This window comes from Vicinamibacterales bacterium (genome assembly GCA_041659285.1).
Classification (GTDB): Bacteria; Acidobacteriota; Vicinamibacteria; order Vicinamibacterales; family UBA2999; genus 12-FULL-67-14b.
Genome location: JBAZYO010000002.1, coordinates 1 through 18,028, shown reverse-complemented (window position 1 = coordinate 18,028; position 18,028 = coordinate 1). Strand labels below are relative to the sequence as shown.

At 66.4% G+C, this 18,028-nt stretch carries 13 protein-coding genes; 10 read left to right on the top strand and 3 right to left on the bottom strand.

Features of this window, described 5'->3' with window-relative positions:
* Positions 1-193: 193 nt before the first annotated feature.
* From WC815_02695 to WC815_02680, 4 genes are all read left to right on the top strand, one after another.
* Positions 194-3,070, top strand: a complete 2,877-nt coding sequence (locus WC815_02695; GenBank protein MFA5907663.1) for a DUF349 domain-containing protein — start codon at positions 194-196, stop codon at positions 3,068-3,070.
* 77 nt (positions 3,071-3,147) lie between these two features.
* Positions 3,148-5,346 (top strand): penicillin acylase family protein, encoded by a 2,199-nt coding sequence (locus tag WC815_02690; GenBank protein MFA5907662.1) that lies wholly within the window; start codon positions 3,148-3,150, stop codon positions 5,344-5,346.
* Between the two features lies 1 nt (position 5,347).
* Positions 5,348-5,818 (top strand): DUF3224 domain-containing protein, encoded by a 471-nt coding sequence (locus tag WC815_02685; protein MFA5907661.1) that lies wholly within the window; start codon positions 5,348-5,350, stop codon positions 5,816-5,818.
* On the top strand, positions 5,815-6,408 hold the full coding sequence (locus tag WC815_02680; protein ID MFA5907660.1) for a GNAT family N-acetyltransferase: 594 nt from the start codon (positions 5,815-5,817) through the stop codon (positions 6,406-6,408). Before WC815_02685 ends, WC815_02680 begins: the two co-directional genes overlap by 4 nt.
* Positions 6,409-6,458: 50 nt before the next feature.
* Here WC815_02680 and speA read toward each other — a convergent pair whose 3' ends face one another.
* A complete protein-coding gene (gene speA / locus WC815_02675; GenBank protein ID MFA5907659.1) occupies positions 6,459-8,426 on the bottom strand; it encodes a biosynthetic arginine decarboxylase in 1,968 nt (655 codons plus the stop codon).
* A gap of 120 nt (positions 8,427-8,546) precedes the next feature.
* On the opposite strand from speA, the gene WC815_02670 reads away from it, so the two are divergent.
* The 3 genes from WC815_02670 to thrC are packed head-to-tail and all read left to right on the top strand — an operon-like array spanning position 8,547 to position 11,115.
* Positions 8,547-8,924 (top strand): hotdog domain-containing protein, encoded by a 378-nt coding sequence (locus WC815_02670; GenBank protein MFA5907658.1) that lies wholly within the window; start codon positions 8,547-8,549, stop codon positions 8,922-8,924.
* Positions 8,921-9,847, top strand: coding sequence for a homoserine kinase (locus WC815_02665; protein ID MFA5907657.1), 927 nt, complete (start codon positions 8,921-8,923; stop codon positions 9,845-9,847). The genes WC815_02670 and WC815_02665 overlap by 4 nt, the downstream gene beginning before the upstream one ends.
* The gene (thrC, locus tag WC815_02660) at positions 9,844-11,115 is read left to right on the top strand and encodes a threonine synthase (protein MFA5907656.1); all 1,272 of its coding nucleotides are present in this window, start codon (positions 9,844-9,846) and stop codon (positions 11,113-11,115) included. Before WC815_02665 ends, thrC begins: the two co-directional genes overlap by 4 nt.
* On the opposite strand, the gene WC815_02655 is transcribed toward thrC, so the two are convergent.
* Positions 11,099-11,791 (bottom strand): response regulator, encoded by a 693-nt coding sequence (locus WC815_02655; GenBank protein MFA5907655.1) that lies wholly within the window; start codon positions 11,789-11,791, stop codon positions 11,099-11,101. The genes thrC and WC815_02655 overlap by 17 nt on opposite strands.
* Before the next feature lie 44 nt (positions 11,792-11,835).
* Between WC815_02655 and pepF the strand changes: the two genes are divergently transcribed.
* Positions 11,836-13,677: an oligoendopeptidase F gene (pepF, locus tag WC815_02650; GenBank protein MFA5907654.1), complete on the top strand. Its 1,842-nt coding sequence runs from the start codon at positions 11,836-11,838 to the stop codon at positions 13,675-13,677.
* Between the two features lie 171 nt (positions 13,678-13,848).
* A complete protein-coding gene (locus tag WC815_02645) occupies positions 13,849-15,666 on the top strand; it encodes a response regulator (GenBank protein ID MFA5907653.1) in 1,818 nt (605 codons plus the stop codon).
* Positions 15,667-15,669: 3 nt separating this feature from the next.
* On the opposite strand, the gene WC815_02640 is transcribed toward WC815_02645, so the two are convergent.
* Positions 15,670-16,983 (bottom strand): PQQ-binding-like beta-propeller repeat protein, encoded by a 1,314-nt coding sequence (locus WC815_02640; GenBank protein MFA5907652.1) that lies wholly within the window; start codon positions 16,981-16,983, stop codon positions 15,670-15,672.
* Between the two features lie 74 nt (positions 16,984-17,057).
* Between WC815_02640 and WC815_02635 the strand changes: the two genes are divergently transcribed.
* Positions 17,058-18,014 carry a metalloregulator ArsR/SmtB family transcription factor gene (locus tag WC815_02635; protein MFA5907651.1) on the top strand — a complete coding sequence of 319 codons (957 nt, stop codon included), beginning with the start codon at positions 17,058-17,060 and terminating at the stop codon, positions 18,012-18,014.
* Positions 18,015-18,028: the final 14 nt, after the last annotated feature.

Here is an 18,028-nt window from a genome sequence, read left to right as displayed (position 1 = left end):
AACCCGGGCTCTCGGCCCCCCTTCCGGCCCAAGCCCCAGGTCTCAAGCCCCAAGCCCCTGCCGTGAGATAATGCCCCTCTTATTTCGAGCGACGCGCGCCCTGAATGAGTCATGGGCGCCTGACGTAAGACACCAGCAAAAGGAAGAGGCACCGGCCGGCTCACGCCGAGCCGCCGGGGTCTGAAACACCCAAATGGGAATTCTCGACAAGCTCCGGCCGCAGTCCAAGTCCACCCACCCCGATCCCAACATCAGAATTGAAGCGGTGCACGAGATCGAGGCGGGCGACCTCGCGTCCCTCAGTGCCTTTGCCAAGGACGATGGCGATGCGCGCGTGAGGCGGGCGGCGGTGTCGCGCATCACGGATGCGGCGGTACTGGCCGACATCGCGCGCAACGAATCGGAGGGCGGCGTCCGCGATCACGCGGTGGGCCAGCTCGTCGAGCAGGCCTCCAAGCACGATGCCGAGGTCGCCTCACCCGCGGTGGCGGCGCTGGCGTCGCTTGGCCGCGAGCGCGAGCTGGCGACGGTGGCGAAGGCGTCTGGCCCCGAGGCCGTGCGCCGCGCCGCCATTGCCGCGGTCCGCGATCAGAAATCCCTGGGTAGCATCGCCCGTCACGCCGCCGAGTCGGGAGCCCGGCTGCTGGCCGTCGAGCGGCTCACTGACCCCGCCGAGATTGAAGGCGTGGCCATGCGCGGCGAGCACGCCGACGCGGCGGTGGCCGCCGTCGATCGGCTGGTGGAGCCGTCGGCCGAGACGCTGACCAACATCAGCCAGAAGGCGCGCGCCAAGGCGGCGCAGAAGAAGGCGCGCACGCTGCTCAAGGCCAGCGAGCCCGCGCCGGTCGCCGCGCCCGAGTCGGGCCCGGCGTTCAAGGAAGCCGAGCAGCAGACGGCCCGCGACCTGGTGACGCAGATGACGGCGCTGTCGTCGGTCAACGACTTCACGCAGTTGCGGGAGGCCTACGCCGCCGGACGCGTGGCGTGGGTGGAACTGCTCGCCGATGCCGACATCCAGGACAACATCCAGGCCGACTTCGAGAACGCCTCGGAAGTCGTGCGCCAGCGGCTGGCGGCAGACGAGGCGGCGCGCGCCGACGCCGAACGCCAGCGGCGCGCCCTCGAGCAGGAACAGGCCGATCGCATCGCGGCGTGCGCGCACGTCGAAAGCCTCAGTGGCGCCGACCTCGCCGACCAGCTCGCCGGGGCGCGCGCGGCGTGGGAGGGCATGCCCGTCATGCCGGAGGCGTGGGCCGCGGAACTCGATCGCCGGTTCGCCGAAGCCTGCCGCGCGGCCGAGAAGCGGCACGAACGGCGCCTCCAGGCCCAGCAGTCGGCGGAGCGGCTGCCGACCCTGGTGCCGGAGGTCGAGGCCCTGGCCGCGAACCCGTCCTACGCGGACGTCCGCAGCCAGTGGTACGCGCTGCGCAAGCAGTGGCAGGCCATCGCCCGCGACGTCGAGATCGACGTCGAGTTGAAGGCCCGTTACGACGCGGCCGCGCAGGCGCTCGAAGCGCAGGAACAGGCCTACCGCGACAGCAAGGGTCAACAGCAGACCCAGAACCTGCAGCGCCTCCAGGCCGTCGTCCAGAAGTTCGAGACCCGGGCCTCGGCCGAGAGCCTCACGCTCAAGCAGACCGATCAGCTCCTGAAGGACGTCAAGCTCGCCGTCGGCACCATGGGTCCGCTGCCCACCAAGCAGGATCGCGAAGACCTGATGGTCCGCCTGCAGGCCGTGCGCACCTCGCTGACGCCGCGCATCCAGGAACTGCGCGAGGCTGAAGAGTGGAAGCGGTGGGCGAACGTCCAGGTGCAGGAAGAGCTGTGCGCCAAGATGGAAGCGCTCATCCCGCTCGCCGAAACCGATCCCGAAAAGGCGTCCAACGAGATGCGGACGCTGCAGGAACGGTGGAAGCCGGTGGCCGCGGCGCCGCGCTCGCAGGCCGAGACGCTGTGGACGCGCTTCAAGGCCGCCCAGGAGCAGGTCTACGACAAGTGCAAGGACTTCTTCGCCACCCAGGCGACCGAGCGCGTCGAGAACCTCAAGCAGAAGGAAGCGCTGTGCGTGCGCGCCGAGTCGATGGCCGACTCCACCGATTGGGTGAAGACCGCCGACGCCATGAAGACGCTGCAGGCCGACTGGAAGGCCATTGGCCCGGTCACGCGTGGCAACGAGAAGGCGGTGTGGGAACGCTTCCGCGCCGCGTGCGACAAGTTCTTCACGCGCCGGCAGGAAGACCTCAAGCAGCGCAAGCAGGACTGGACCGAGAACCTCAAGCGCAAGGAGGCGCTGGTCGCCGAAGCCGAGCAGCTGTCGCAGTCCACCGAATGGGAGCAGGCCGCGTCGCGCATCAAGCGCATCCAGGTCGAGTGGAAGACGATTGGCCCGGTCAAGAAGAGCAAGTCGGACGCGATCTGGAACCAGTTCCGCGCCGCCTGCGACCTGTTCTTCGAGCGCTTCAAGAATCGTGACTCGGTCGCGCTGACCGGCAAGCTGGTCGATCGCGAAGCCGCGGTCACCGAACTCGAAGGCCTGCTGCCGGCGGCGGATGCCGGCGAGGCGCCGCAACCGGACGACCTCTACGCGAAAGTGCAGGCTGCTCGCGCCCGCTGGGTCCAGGGCCCCGAATTGCCGCGCCACACGCTGGCCCCGCTCTCCGAACGTGTCAACGCCGCGCTGTTCACGCTGGTCACGCGGTGGCCCGACGCCTTCAAGGGCACCGACATCGACCCCGAACTGACCAAGGGCAAGATGGAGAAGCTGGTGGCCAAGGTCGAGAAGCTGTTGCCGACCGAAGCGGCCGAACCGGCGAAGAACCTGTCGCCGGCCGAGTTGCTCGCGCGCCAGTGGCGCGAGGCCCTCGCCGCCAACACCATGGGCGCCGGCGCCGCGCGCCAGGCCGAGGATGCGCGCCAGCGCGCGTCCGAGCAGGAAGTGCGCAGCGCGCAGGCCGCCTGGGCGCGCCTGGGCCCGATGTCGCCTGAGGAGCGCAAGCCGCTGCAGGATCGCTTCGACCGCGCCGTGCGCAAGTTCTCGGAGTTGCGGCGACGGAGTGCGGCGCGGGCCTGAGGTCTTAACAGGAGGCGAAGGAGATCAGGAGAAGCTTTTCTCTTGATCTCCTTATCTCCTGTTAGAATTTCGGGGCCATGAAGAACCTTGCTCTCATTCTTGTCATCGCGCTGGCCTCCTGTTCCTCCCAGCCGGTCGCGCCTCCGGTCAGCCCCGAAGTGGCCGCGTGGCAAACGCGCGCGCAGGGCGTGACCATCATTCGCGACGATTGGGGCATCCCGCACATCTACGGCAAGACCGACGCCGACGTCGTGTTCGGGTTGATGTACGCGCAGGCGGAAGACGACTTTAACCGGGTCGAAACCAACTTCATCAACTCACAGGGCCGCCTGGCCGAAGCGGAAGGCGAAGCCGAGATCTACCGCGACCTCCGGATGAAGCTCTTTATCGCCCCGGAGAACCTGAAGGCCGACTACGCCAAGGCGGAACCGTGGCTCAAGGCGCTGATGGACGGCTGGGCCGACGGCCTGAACTTTTACCTCCACACGCATCCCAACGTGAAGCCGCGCGTGATTACGAAGTTCGAACCGTGGATGGCGCTCAGCTTCAGCGAGGGCAGCATCGGCGGTGACATCGAGCGCGTGAACATCGGCCAGCTCGAGGCCTTCTATGGTGCCGCCGCGCCGCCGGTCAGCACCGCCCGCTTCGACTCGACCGACTTCCTCGCGCCGCCCGCTGAACCGACCGGGTCCAACGGCATGGCCATCGCCGGCGCCAACACGGCGTCGGGCAAAGCGCAGTTGTTGATCAACCCGCACACCTCGTTCTTCTTCCGCGAAGAAGCGCAGATGGTGAGCGAAGAGGGGTTGAACGCCTACGGCGCGCTGACCTGGGGACAGTTCTTCATCTACCAGGGCTTCAACGACAAGGCCGGCTGGATGCACACCTCGAGCAGCGTTGACAACATCGACGAGTACCTCGAGACCGTCACCAAGAAGGCGGACGGCAGCTATACCTATCGCGTCGGCACCGAGGAGCGTCCGCTTGTGGCGTCGACGATCACGGTGCCGTACAAGTCCGCCAGCGGCATGGCCAAGAAAGAATTCACCGTCTACAAGACGCACCGCGGTCCCATCGTCCGCTCCGTTGACGGCAAGTGGGTGAGCGTCCGGCTGATGAACGAACCGCTCAAGGCGCTCAACCAGTCGTACTCGCGCACCAAGGCGCGCGGCCTGGAAGAGTACAAGAAGGTGATGGCGCTCCACACCAACTCGTCGAACAACACGCTGTACGCGGACGCCGACGGCAACATCGCCTACTTCCACTCGAACTTCATCCCCAAGCGCGACACCAAGTTCGATTGGACCAAGCCGGTGGACGGCACCAACCCCGCGACGGAATGGAACGGCCTGCTGTCGTTCGACGAATCGCCCAACTCCGTCAACCCGCCGAACGGCTGGGTCTACAACACCAACAACTACCCGTTCTCGGCGGCTGGTGCGAACAGCCCCAAGCAGAAAGACTACCCGGCCTACGTGGACTCGGGCAGCGAGAACCCCCGTGGCGTGCATGCCATCCGCGTGCTCGACGGCAAGAAGGGCTTTACGCTCGAATCGCTGATCGGCGCCGCCTACGACAGCTACCTGCCCGAGTTCGACATCCAGATTCCGCTGTTGCTCAAGGCCCATGCCCAGGCGCCGGCGTCGAACCCCCTCAAGGCCAAGGTCGCGGATCAGATTGCCGTGCTCAAGGACTGGGACTATCGCTGGTCGGTGACGTCGGTTCCGACCTCCGTGGCGATCTTCTACGGCGAGGACCTGTGGCAGCGGGTGAGCCCCGAAGCCCGCAAGGCCGGCATGAACGTCTACGCCTACATGCGCACCAAGGCCACGCCACAACAGCGGCTCGAGTCGTTGGCGGCGGCCGCGGACAAACTGCAGGCGGATTTCGGCAAGTGGCAGACCCCGTGGGGCGACATCAACCGCTTCCAGCGCAACAGCGCCGACATCGTCCAGGTGTTCGACGATGCGAAGCCGAGCACGCCGGTGATGTTCGCGTCGGCGCGCTGGGGTTCGCTGGCATCGTTCGGCGCCCGCGCCTACCCTGGCACCAAGAAGTGGTACGGCACCAGCGGCAACAGCTTCGTCGCCGTGATCGAGTTTGGCGATCAGGTGAAGGCCAGGGCGGTGACCGCCGGCGGCGTCAACAGCGTGCCGGGCTCGAAGCACTTCAACGACCAGGCGGACCGCTACGCGACCGGCAACCTGCGCGACGTCTACTTCTACCGTCCGCAGCTGGACGGCCACACCGAGCGGACCTACAAGCCGGGTGAATAGGATGAAGGCGCTGATCGCCGCCGGAGCCGTGGCCTTGTGCCTGGCTCCCGTCTTTGCGGAACAGAAGGCAGTGATGACACCAGCAACCGGGACGTTCGACGTGAAGCTGGCGCCGGCCGGCAACGACAGCACGCCCGAGGGGCCCAACCTTGGCCGCATGTCCATCGACAAGCAGTTCAAGGGCGACCTTGACGGCGTGAGCAAGGGCGAGATGATCACTGCGGCGGGCATCACCGTGAAGGAGTCGGCCGCCTATTCGGCGGTCGAGCGCGTCACGGGCACCCTGCACGGCAAGAAGGGCAGCTTCGCGCTGCAGCACACGGGCATCATGGACCGCGGCAAGCCGTCGCTGACCATCACCGTCGTGCCTGACTCAGGCACCGGCGAACTGGTGGGCCTGACCGGCAGGATGGACATCATCATCGAAGGCGGCAAGCACTCCTACGTCTTCGAATACGCCCTGCCGAAATGACCGCGCCCACCCCCGTCACCCTCGAACGCCGCGGCGTCCGCCTGGAACCGCTCACGCCGGACCACCATGACGGGCTAGTGGCGGCCGCCGCCGACGGGGAGTTGTGGAACCTCTGGTTCACGTCGGTGCCGGATGCGGCGGGTGCCCGCCAGTACATCGCCGATGCGCTCAAGGGCCAGCAGGACGGCCACATGCTGCCCTGGGCCGTTCGCGACCTCGCCACCGGCGCCCTCGTCGGCAGCACGCGTTACCACGACATCGTGCCGGCGATCGATCGCGTCGAGATTGGCTATACCTGGTACGCCGCGCGCTGCCAGAAGAGCCACGTCAACACCTCCTGCAAGCTGCTGCTGCTCGCGCACGCGTTCGACACGCTCGGTTGCCGCGTGGTGGGCCTCCGGACCGACAACTTTAACTTCGCGTCGCAGAAGGCGATTGAGGGGATCGGGGCGAAGAAGGACGGCGTGTTGCGCCATCACCAGGCGCGGCGGGACGGCACCGTGCGTGACAGCGTGATGTACAGCATCCTGGCCGGTGAATGGCCGGACGTGCGGCGACATTTGGAGTTGCGTTTGGCTCGCCGGGCATAGTCCGGCTAAAGCCGGACACCACATCGATGTAGCGTCCGCCTTTAGGCGGACTAGTCCGCGTTAGGATCTTCGAGGTAGGTGTAGCCCTGCAGGGCGTCTTCGTAGAACTTCAGCAGGCGTCCCGCCTGCGGGTCTTCCATGCGGCCGGCGTTCACCGACGCTTCGACGTCGCGCCGCAGCTTGCCCATCAGCATTTCCGGATCGAACTCGACGTACTTCAACACCTCGCGGACGGTGTCGCCCTTGATGATGTGCTCGACGCGCGCGCCTTCGGTGTGGTCGATGCCGTTGTCCCCGAGCGAGATGTGCACGGCGTGGGTGTCACCGAACAGGTTGTGGAGGTCGCCCAGGATTTCCTGGTAGGCGCCCACCAGGAACACGCCCAGGTAATACGGCTCGCCGTCGAACCGGTGCAGCAGGATGGTCTTCTTGACGTCGCGCCGGTCGATGAACTGGTCGATCTTGCCATCGGAGTCGCAGGTGATGTCGCTCAGCACGGCGTGTTCGGTCGGTCGCTCGTTGAGGCGATGGATCGGCATCACCGGGAAGAGCTGCTTGATGGCCCAGCTGTCGGGGATCGACTGGAACAGCGAGAAGTTGCAGAAGTAGGTGTCGGAGAGCAGCTCCTCCAGCGACTTCAGCTCTTCCGGGATGTCGGCCATCTCTTTGCAGAGCTTGTTGATCTTCTCGCAGATGGCCCAGTAGAGATTTTCGGCGTGCGAGCGTTGCTCGAGCGACAAGTAGCCGCCGCTGAACAGGTTCATGGCCATGTCGAGCGCCTGCTGCGCGTCGTGGTAGGTCTCGGTGGCGTTGCGCTGCGTCACGCCGTGATAGGCCTCGATCAGGTCCACCAGCGGCTGTTCGAACTCCTCCTTGACCTCGGTCGGGATCTTCTCCTCGCCGAAGTTGAGCGTGCCCAGCACGTTGAAGATCAACATGCTGTGGTAGGCCGAGATCGCCCGCCCGCTCTCCGAGATGATCGTCGGGTGCTTCACGCTCGCTTCGTCGCACACCGTCTGGATGTGATAGACGACGTCGTTGGCGTATTCCTGCAGGGTGTAGTTCATCGACGACTCGAAGTTGGTCTGCGAGCCGTCGTAGTCCACGCCCAGGCCGCCGCCGACGTCCAGGTATTCGAGGCCGGCGCCCTGCTTGGCCAGCTCGCAGTAGACGCGGGCCGCCTCGTTGAGCGCGCCCTTGATGATGCGGATGTGCGTGATCTGGCTGCCCAGGTGGAAATGGAGCAGCTTCAGGCAGTCTTCCATGCCGCGCTTCTTTAATTCCTCGAAGCCGCGCAGGATTTCGGTGACCGTGAGCCCGAACTTCGAGCGGAAGCCGCCCGACGACTGCCAGCGGCCCGAGCCGCGGGCGGCCAGCTTGACGCGCATGCCGATGTTGGGGCGGACGCCGACTTTCTCCGCATACTCGAGCACCAGCTCGAGTTCGGTGAATTTCTCGACTACTGGGATGATCTGGCGGCCCATCTTCTGGGCCAGCATCGCCATCTCGATGAATTCGTAGTCCTTGAAGCCGTTGCAGATGATCGGCGTGTCGTTGTTGGCCATGGCCGACACCGCCAGCAGTTCCGGCTTGCTGCCGGCCTCCAGGCCGAACCCGTACTGCGCGCCAAAGTTCAGCACCTCTTCGACCACCTGGCGCTGCTGGTTTACCTTGATCGGGTAGACACAGATGTACTTGCCCTGGTACTGGTTCTGGGCCATCGCGCTCTGGAAGGCGCCGTGGATCTCGCCGAGCCGGTGCTTGAGGATGTCGGTGAAGCGGAGGAGGATCGGGACCGCGAGGCCGCGCAGCTGCAAGCGATCGATGAGCCGCTTGAGGTCCACGCCGCGGAGCGGATCCTTGTTCGGGTGGACTTGCAGGTGCCCTTGCTCGCCAACCGAGAAATAACCCTGCCCCCAACGGGGGACGTCGTATAACTCGGCGGCTTCGGTGGCCGACCAAGGGGTGCTCCCGGGGCTGGTGCCCGCGCTCAGGCGTCCGCCTGCGACTGTACTCATCTTCTGGATAAACAGAATAAACGAAGCTGGTTCATTTTTTTCGCTCGCCAGAAAAAAACTGTGGCCTCCGGCTCCAGATGTAGCCTCCGGCTTTAGCCGGAGAGGCGTTAAGCTTCTGGCATGTCTGACCGGGTTCCCGCCATCAAGGTGCTCTTGCTGCCAAAAGACACCAACGCGCTTGGCACCATCTTCGGCGGTGTCATCCTCTCCCACGTTGACTTGGCGTCGGCGGTCGAGGCGCGAAAGACCGCGAGCCACCGCTACGTGACCAAGGCCATGAACGCCGTGGAATTTCACGCGCCCGTCTTCGTAGGCGATTTGGTGAATTTCTTCACCGAAACGACGCGGATCGGCCGCACCTCGATCACCGTCAAGGTGCTCGTCGAGGCCGAACGGTGGGGCGCCGGGCAGGGCGAGCGCGTCAAGGTGACCGAGGCGGAGGTGGTGCTGGTGGCGGTTGGTGCCGACGGCATGCCCATTCCGGTTCGCGCCGAATGATTGCCGCCTACGCGCCCGGGTCGGTGTCGAACGTCGCCTGCGGCTTCGACGTGCTCGGCTTTGCCCTCGACCAACCAGGCGACGTGGTCGAGGCGGCCCCGCAGGACGGCCCCGGCGTGACCATCCTGGCGATCGACGGCGATTCCGGCCGGTTGCCGCGGGATCCGGCGAGAAACACCGCCGGCGCGGCGGTGATGGCGCTGCTCCAGCGCCTGGAGACGACTCGGGGCGTGGCGCTGACCATCCACAAAGGCCTGCCGCTGGCCAGCGGCATCGGCAGCAGCGGCGCCAGCGCGGTCGCGGCGGTGGTGGCTGCCAACGAACTACTGGGCCGGCCGGCGCCGCTCGACGTGTTGCTGGCGTGCGCCATGGCCGGCGAGATGGCGGGTTGCGGGGCGTCGCATCCCGACAACGTGGCGCCGTCACTGTACGGCGGGTTCATCCTCGCCCGCAGCGCGCATCCGCCCGATATCGTTCGCTTGCCGGTGCCCGACGGCCTGGCGTGCGCCGTCCTGCATCCCCATGTCGAGGTGCAGACGGGGACCGCGCGGGCGTTGCTCGGCGACCAGGTGCCGCTCCGGGATGCGGTCCGCCAGTGGGGGAACGTGGGCGCGCTCGTCGCCGCCCTGTTCAACGGCGATCGCGCGCTGCTGTCGCGGTCGCTTGAAGACGTGATTGCGGAGCCCAAGCGCGCGCCGCTCGTGCCAGGGTTCTTCGCGGTCAAGGCGGCCGCGCTGGCCGCCGGCGCCCTCGGGTGCAGCTTGTCGGGTTCAGGCCCGTCGGTGTTCGCGCTCGCCAGCTCCCTGGAGGTGGCGAAGAAAGCAGGTGAGGCCATGCAGCGGGCTTTCGACGCGGAGAGCGCGGTCGGCGCCGATTTGTGGGTGTCTCTGGTCGGCCGCCAGGGCGCGCGGGTGATTTCATGATCTGCATCAGCACGCGCGGGCAGGCGCCCGCCGTTCCCTTCTGCGAAGCCGTGGCGGCCGGACTCGCGCCCGACGGCGGGTTGTACGTGCCGGCGACGCTCGAACGGCGGCCCGGCGGCTGGTGGCAGTTGCTGCGCGGCGCCTCGTTCCAGGACGTCGCGGTGACGATGGCGCAGGCGTTGATCGGCGATGAGTTCGACGCCGACGAGTTGGCCGTGCTGATCGCCGAGGCCCTCAACTTTCCCGTCCCGATCGTTCGCCTCACCGACACGCTGCAGGTCGTCGAGTTGTTTCACGGGCCGACGTTCGCGTTCAAGGACGTCGGCGCGCGCACGCTCGCGCGCTTCCTGTCACACCTCCAAGGTGAAGGCGAGCCCTTGACGGTGCTGGTCGCCACGTCTGGAGACACCGGCGGCGCCGTGGCGCAGGCGTTCTGGGGCCTGCCGCAGATGCGCGTGGTCGTGCTCTACCCGGAGGGCCAGGTGAGCCAGGTGCAGGAGGCGCAGTTCACGACCTTGGGCGGCAACGTCACCGCCGTGGCGGTGGCAGGGACCTTCGACGACTGCCAGCGGCTGGTGAAGGAGGCGTTTGCGGACCAGGCCCTCCGGCGGCGCGTGCGCCTGACCTCGGCCAACTCGATCAGCCTGGGCCGCCTCGTGCCCCAGATGTTCTATTACGCCTACGCCACGTTGCAGGCGCCGGAGGGATCGCGCGTCGTGATGTCGGTGCCGAGCGGCAATTTCGGCAACCTGGCGGCCGGCGTGATGGCGTGGCGCATGGGTGTCCCCATTGCCGGGTTCGTCGCCGCCACCAACGTCAACGACACCGTGCCGCGCTATCTGGAATCCGGCGTCTACGAGCCGCGGCCGTCGGTGGCGACCATTGCCAACGCCATGGACGTCGGCGCCCCGAGCAACTTCGAGCGGCTGCTGTGGCTGTTTGGCAACGACCGCTCGAAGATGCGCGAGATGATTACCGGCACCGTGCACACCGACGACGAAGTCAGGAGCGCGATCGAGGAACTGCACCGCCGCTATCACTACGTTGCCGACCCGCACACGGCGATCGCGTATCTCGGCGCCGTGCGCGGCGCGGCCACGCACCTGCTGAGTACCGCGCATCCGGCGAAGTTCGCGGAAGTCGTCGAGCCGGTGATTGGCGAGGCCGTGCCGATGCCGGCGCCGCTGGCCCAGGCCCTCGCCCGCACGCGGTTCGTCGAGCGCATCGGTCCGTTGCTTGGGGAACTGGGCGCTATTCTCGAGGAGTGAGCGAGTCGAACTGGACGAGCCGGGCCGCTTCCACCAGGCCGCGCGCCGTGAACGGCTTCTCGAGAAAGGCCGAGCGATCGCCGAGGTCCGGCCGCTCATCGAACAGCATGTCGCTGAAGCCAGTTTGATACAGCACCGGCAAGCCGGGGAACGCGACGCGGATCCGTTCCGCCAGTTGCGGCCCATTCATTTCTGGCATCGAGACGTCGGTGATCAAGAGGTCGAGTGAGGTCCGGGTCGTCATGAGTTCCAACGCCTCGGCGCCGGACGTGGCCTTGAGCAGCTGGTAGTTTTCCTTCTGCAGGATCCGTTCGATCACCTGCAGCATGATCGCGTCATCGTCCACGACCAGCACCGTGCGCCGGCGCTTCAGCGGCGCCAGGGGCGCGCGCGGGTGTTCCGGGGCCGGCACCGCCACGGTGCTGGCGACCTGCGCCGTCGCCGCGCGGTCGTCCATCGCGAAGGCCTGCGGGGGGGTGCCCTGGCCGGCGATCACCCACAAGCGGTTCAGCAGGGGCCGTGGCAGGCCGAGTTCGGCCGCCACGACGTAGATGTCCCGGCACAACGCCTCCATTTCGCGGAGACGATGGGCCATTTGGTCGTAGGTTAGCGGGCCGCGGACGTCCTGCGGTCTTGCACTCGGGTTGTGCCAGCCGGACTGGGGCGTCTCTGCCATGCGCGCATCATACGCGAGCCGCGTCCTGCCATATGATCGCAAAAATGGTTTCCCCGGTATCGCCCTCAGCCCCGACCGTCGTCCCCGAACGCCAGGCCCTGGATCCGAAATACACCTGGGATCTCACCTCGATCTTTCCCGACTGGCCGGCGTGGGAAACGGCGTTTGCCCATCTGGATGCCGGTATCGAGGCCTACAAGAAGTACGAGGGCACCCTCGGGCAGGGGCCGGAGCAACTGCTGCGCGCCCTGGAGGACCGCGATGCGCTCGGCCAATTGAGCTTTCGCGTCTGGTACTACCCGTCGCTGCAGTACGACGAGGATCAGCGGAACAACACCATCAATGCGCGCCGTCAGCGTGTGCAGTTGCTGATCGCCAGGTGGCAGCAGGCCACCTCGTGGTTCCAGCCCGAGCTGTTGAAGCTGCCGCTCGAAACCGTCCGCCAGTGGCTGGCCGCGTCCGAGGCGCTCGCCGTGTATCGCTTCGCGATTGAGGAAGTGTTCCGCCTGCAGGCCCACGTCCTCAACGAACAAGGCGAGAAGCTGCTGTCGCTGTCGGATCGCCTGGGCAGTGTGCCCCGGGACTCGTACGCCGCGCTGTCCACCGCCGATGCGCGCTTCCCGACCATCACGCTGTCAACCGGCGAGTCCACCCAGGTCAGCTACGGCCAGTACCGCAAGTTGCTCACGGTCTGCCGCGCGCAGGGCGACCGCCGGCTCGCCTACGAGGCGCTCTACGACACCTACGCCGCGAACCTCAACACCTACGCCGCCATCTACAACGGCGTCATGCAGGGCGACTGGTTCGAGGCGCGGGCGCGCGGCTACAAGTCCACGCTCGACTCCGCCTTGTTCGGCAATGCCATCCCGACCAGCGTGGTGGAGAACCTGATCGGCGAGGCCAAGCGCGGCGTCGCCCCGTTCCGGCGCTACCACCAGCTGCGCAAGCGCGTGCTCGGAGTGTCCGACTACTACGTCTACGACGCCTTCGCGCCGCTGGTCGAGTTCGACGAGCACTACAAGTACGACGACGTGCTGGATTGGATCGTGGCGGCGGTGGCGCCGCTCGGCCCGGCATACCAGGCGCGCGTGCGCAAGGCGTTCGCCGATCGGTGGATCGACGTCTACGAGAACCAGGGGAAGCGCAGCGGCGCCTATTCCGCGCCGGTCTACGGGGCCAACCCGTACATGCTGATGAACTACAACGACACCCTCGACGCGGTGTTCACGCTGGCGCACGAGCTGGGCCACTCCATGCACACGCTGCTCTCGCAGGAGTCGCAGCCGTTCGTCTACTCGGGCTACACGATCTTCGTGGCGGAGGTGCCGTCCACGCTGAACGAGGCGTTGCTGCTCGAATTCATGCTGGCGCGGGCGAAGAGCCGAGACGAGCGCATCGTGCTGTTGCAGCACGCCATCGACGGCATTGTCGGCACCTTCTACAACCAGGTGCTGTTCGCCGACTTCGAGCTCGAGGCGCACCGGCTGGTGGAGCAGGATCAACCCATCACCGCCGACGTGCTCGACGGGATCTACGCGGCGCGGCTGGCTGAATTCTGGGGTGACGCGCTGTCGCCGGATACGCGGGCGCAGCACACCTGGGCCCGCATCCCGCATTTCTTCCAGTCGCCGTACTACGTCTATCAGTACGCGACGTGCTTTGCGTCCACCGCGAAGTTGATGGAAGAGATCAGCGGCACGAGCGACGCTGCGGCGCGGTCCGCCGCGGTCGCTCGCTACCTCGACCTGCTCCGGGCGGGCGGCTCGGATCACCCGATGACCTTGCTCAGGCGCGCCGGCATCGACCTGGCCCAGCCCGATACCGTGCGGGCGGTCACCAAGCAGCTCGACGACCTGGTCACGCGGCTCGAGGCCGAGCTAGGGTAATTGAACCTGCGTCATTCTTGCCGCTTACCTAGGTTCCTTTTATTGCGGATTGCAGGCGGCGGCGTGCGCTTCGAACTGCTGCCTTGAGGCGGGAGTTTCCCGCTCGACGACCGCCTGTCTGGTGAGTATCCTTCTCAGCCTATGGCCCCTCCCCTCAGGCTGGCTCTGACCGTGGCGCTCTCGATCTTCACGATCGAGATGGTCATCATGAGTCTGATTCCGTCCCTCCGTCTCGAGTCCCCTTGGCTCGAGACGCTGGTCGACGCTGGCCTGCTCGTGTTGGCTCTCGTCCCGATCTTGTACGCCTTCATCCTCAGGCCGATGCAGTTGGAGATGTCGGCGCGCGAGGCGGCGGATGACCGGCTTCGCGAGGCCAACACCGAACTGGAGGCGCGCGTCGAAGAGCGCACGCGCGAACTGGGGGTCGCGCTCGAGGCAGCCGAGGCGGCCGCCGTCGCGAAGGGCCAGTTTCTCGCCTGCATGAGCCACGAGCTCCGGACTCCGCTCAACGCTGTGATCGGGATGACCCAGCTCCTCCTCGATACACCCTTGTCCGCCCAGCAGGCGGAGTTCGCCAAGATGAGCAACATTGGGGGCGAGACCCTTTTGACGCTCATCAACAACGTCCTTGATTACTCCAAGCTTGAGGCCGGCAAGATGGACCTGGAGTCGTCGGGGTTCGACTTGCTGCGGACCGTGGAGGATTGCGGCAGGCTCGTGGCCGTCCAAGCGCACGAGAAGGGACTGGAGGTCGTCGTGGCCATCGAGTCCGACACGCCCAATGCCCTGCGCGGTGACGACGGGCGCCTGCGCCAGGTGCTCAGCAACCTCCTCAACAACGCGATCAAGTTCACGCCGAGCGGTGAGGTCGTGCTCAGCGCGCGCCAGACGGCGGCGACGGAGAGAACCGTCACCATCCGATTCGAAGTCAGGGATTCCGGCGTCGGCATCCCTCCCGAAGCCCAGTCACGCCTCTTCCAGGCGTTCTCGCAGGCCGACGCCTCAACGACGCGCCGCTATGGCGGGACCGGGCTGGGACTGGCCATCTCGCGTTGGATTGTCGAGCAAATGGGGGGCCGCATCGGGGTCGAAAGCGTGGAGGGGCAAGGGGCGACATTCTGGTTCGAGGTCCCCTTCGAATTGGGCGACGGCGGGGATGCAGACAGGCTGGCAGGCGCCGACCTCGCTACCCTCAGAGTCCTGGTGGTCGACGACAACGGCACCAACCGGGAGATCCTGAAGCGCCGCCTCGAAGCCTGGGGCATGCGCGGATCCTCACAAGCGGATGGGGTCGGGGCTTTGGCGGAACTTGAGCGCGCCGCGGCCGCTGGCCACGCGTACGGTCTTGCCCTCATCGACCTGCAGATGCCGGGGATGGACGGCCTCGAACTGGCACACGCCATTCACGCGCAACCGGCCATGTCGGGCGTGCCGATCATCATGATGACTTCGGTCGACCGCAAGGGGCTGTCGCAGGAAGCCCGCCATGAGGGAGTGGAGTCGTGCTTGACCAAACCGGTGCGCCAATCCTCATTGTTCGACGCGATCGTGAACGCGGTCTCGAAGCACGCCCCCGGCTCGGCCGTGGGCGTGGCGTCCCGCGTGGCCCCGGCCGCCGCGAAGGACGGCAGAATCCTCATCGTCGAGGACAATCGCGTTAATCAGCGCGTGGCCACCTTGATCGTCGAGAAGCTTGGCTATGCATCGGATGCCGTCGACAACGGGGTCGAGGCGCTGCGGTCGCTGGAATCCAAGACATACGCCCTTATCCTCATGGATTCGCACATGCCAGAAATGGACGGATTCGCGGCAACCGCCGCTATTCGTGGAATGGGCGGACGGTTCAAGGACATCCCCATCATCGCCCTGACGGCTGATGCCATGACCGGGGATCGTGAGAAATGCATCCAGGCCGGGATGAGCGACTACCTATCCAAGCCCCTGTCCCTCGACGCGGCCGAGCGAGTTCTCTCGCACTGGCTGCCCTGACGGTTAGGGGGCGCTGATCCGGTAAAGGTAGCGGAAGCCCCGTAGATAGATTTCGCCGCCAACGAGTGCCGGCGAGGCATCGAAGCCGTCGTCGAGGACGTTTTCCGCCAGCACCTCGTAGGCCGGCCCGTGCTTGAGGACCGTCGTGGTGCCGTCGCGGCTCGCGATGTAGACGCGACCATCCGCGCCAACGGGCGACGCGAAGACCTCCGGCGCCTTTGCGATGCGTTGGACCTGATAATGGGGCTTGCCCGACACCGCGTCGAACGCCGACAGCAGCCCGTTGTTGGTCTTCAGGAAGTAGAGGATGTTGTCGTAGAGCAACGGCGACGGCACGTAGGGCGTGTCGCGATCGAGCTGCCAGGCGATGGCCCCGGTCGTGCTGATGTCGCCCTTGGCGTCAGCCAGCTTGATGGCCTTCAGGTTGTTGCCGCGGAAGCCGCTCATGATGAATACCATGCCGTGCCCGAACACCGGCGACGGGATCACGTTCATGGTGGTGCCCGGCCCCTCCCACACAATCTTGCCGGTCTCGAGGTCGTAACTGCGCACGCGGTTCATCGCGTTGACGATCACCTGCTGGCGGCCCTCGTGCTCGACGACCAGCGGGGTCGCCCAGGTGTCCATCTCGTCACGAGTGGCCCGCCACAGTTCCTTGCCGGTGCGTTTGTCGAGCGTGATCACGAACGACGGACCCTCGATGTGGTCCCACACCACGACCAGGTAGTTGCCGTGCAGCGCCGGCGTCGAGCCCTCGCCGAACTGGTTGCGCATCTTCTTGTCGCCGAAATCGGTCTGCCACACCGGCGTGCCCTGCATGTCGTAGGCATAGAGGCCGCGCGATTCGAAGTAGGCAAACAAATGCGTACCGTCGGTGACCGCCGAACTCGACGCCCAGGTCCCGTTGTCCTGATGTGACGCCTCGTGCGGCTCTTCCTCGCGCGCGACGCGCTCCCAGGCGGTCTTGCCGGTTTGCCGGTCGATGGCCAGCACTTTGTACTGATGGACGCCGCGCTTCGGCAGCGCACCGCGGGGCTCATGCTGGGCCGGGCCGCTCACGCCGGCGGGCACCGCGGTCAGCAGGAAGATGCGGTCGCCCCACACGACCGGTGACGCCGACCCGCGGCCGGGGATCTCGACCTTCCACTTGACGTTCTTGGTCTCGCTCCATTCAACCGGCGGCTTGGCGGTCCGCGAGACGCCCGTCATGGATGGTCCGCGCCACTGCGCCCAGTAGCGTTCGTCGGTCACCGAGGCTTGTACGGCGATGACGGAGAGGCTCAGGAGGATGCCGAGGAGGGCCAGCCGGGTTCGCATGGCCTCGATACTGCCATGGCTTGACGGCCGCTTACCGCCGGGTTATTATTGCTTCCATCCGGATTGACGGATTAATGTCCACGCAGATCCTCGACCATATGGCCGCGCTGGCCGACCCGATCCGCTGCCGGATGCTCCTGCCCCTCGAGCGGCACGAGCTGACCGTCAGCGAGATCTGCTCGGTGCTCCAGCTGCCCCAGTCCACCGTGAGCCGGCACCTCAAGACGCTGGCCGACGACGGCTGGGTGGCGTCCCGCCGGGATGGCACCAGCCGCTTCTACGGCATGACGCTGGAAGACCTGGACCCCGGCGCGCAGCAGCTGTGGCCGCTCATTCGCGAGCAGGTGTCGTCCACCAACGGCGCCGAGCAGGACGAGCGCCGGCTGAAAGGCGTGCTGTCGCGCCGCCGCTCGAAGTCCCAGGCCTTCTTCGCGACGGCGTCGGGGCAGTGGGATCACCTGCGGGCCGAACTGTTCGGCGATCGCTTTCACCTGCACGCCTTGCTCGCCCTGCTCGATCCCACGCTCACCGTCGGCGACCTCGGGTGCGGCACCGGGCAGGTCAGCGAGCTGCTCGCGCCTCACGTCGCCAGCGTGATTGCCGTCGACGGCTCCACCGACATGGTCCAGGCGGCGCGCAGGCGATTGAAGGGCGCCCACCAAGTGGACGTCCGCCGCGGCGACATGGAAGCGCTGCCGATCGACGATGGCCAGCTGGACGTGGCGATCCTGGCGCTGGTGCTGCACCACGTGCCCGAGCCGGCGCGGGCGCTAGCGGAGGTGAGCCGCGTGCTGAAGCCGGGCGGCCGTGTCCTGATCGTCGACATGCTCCCGCACGACCACGAGGAATACCAGCAGCAGATGGGGCATGTCTGGCTCGGCTTCTCCGACAAGACCATGAAGAAGCACCTCGAGGCCGCCGGCTTCGAGAAATCCGTGATGACACCGCTGCCGACCGAAGCGGACGTGAAGGGGCCAAGTTTGTTTGTCGCCTCCGCGAAGAAGACCCAAGACCCAAGACCTAAGACCTAAGACCTAAGACCTAA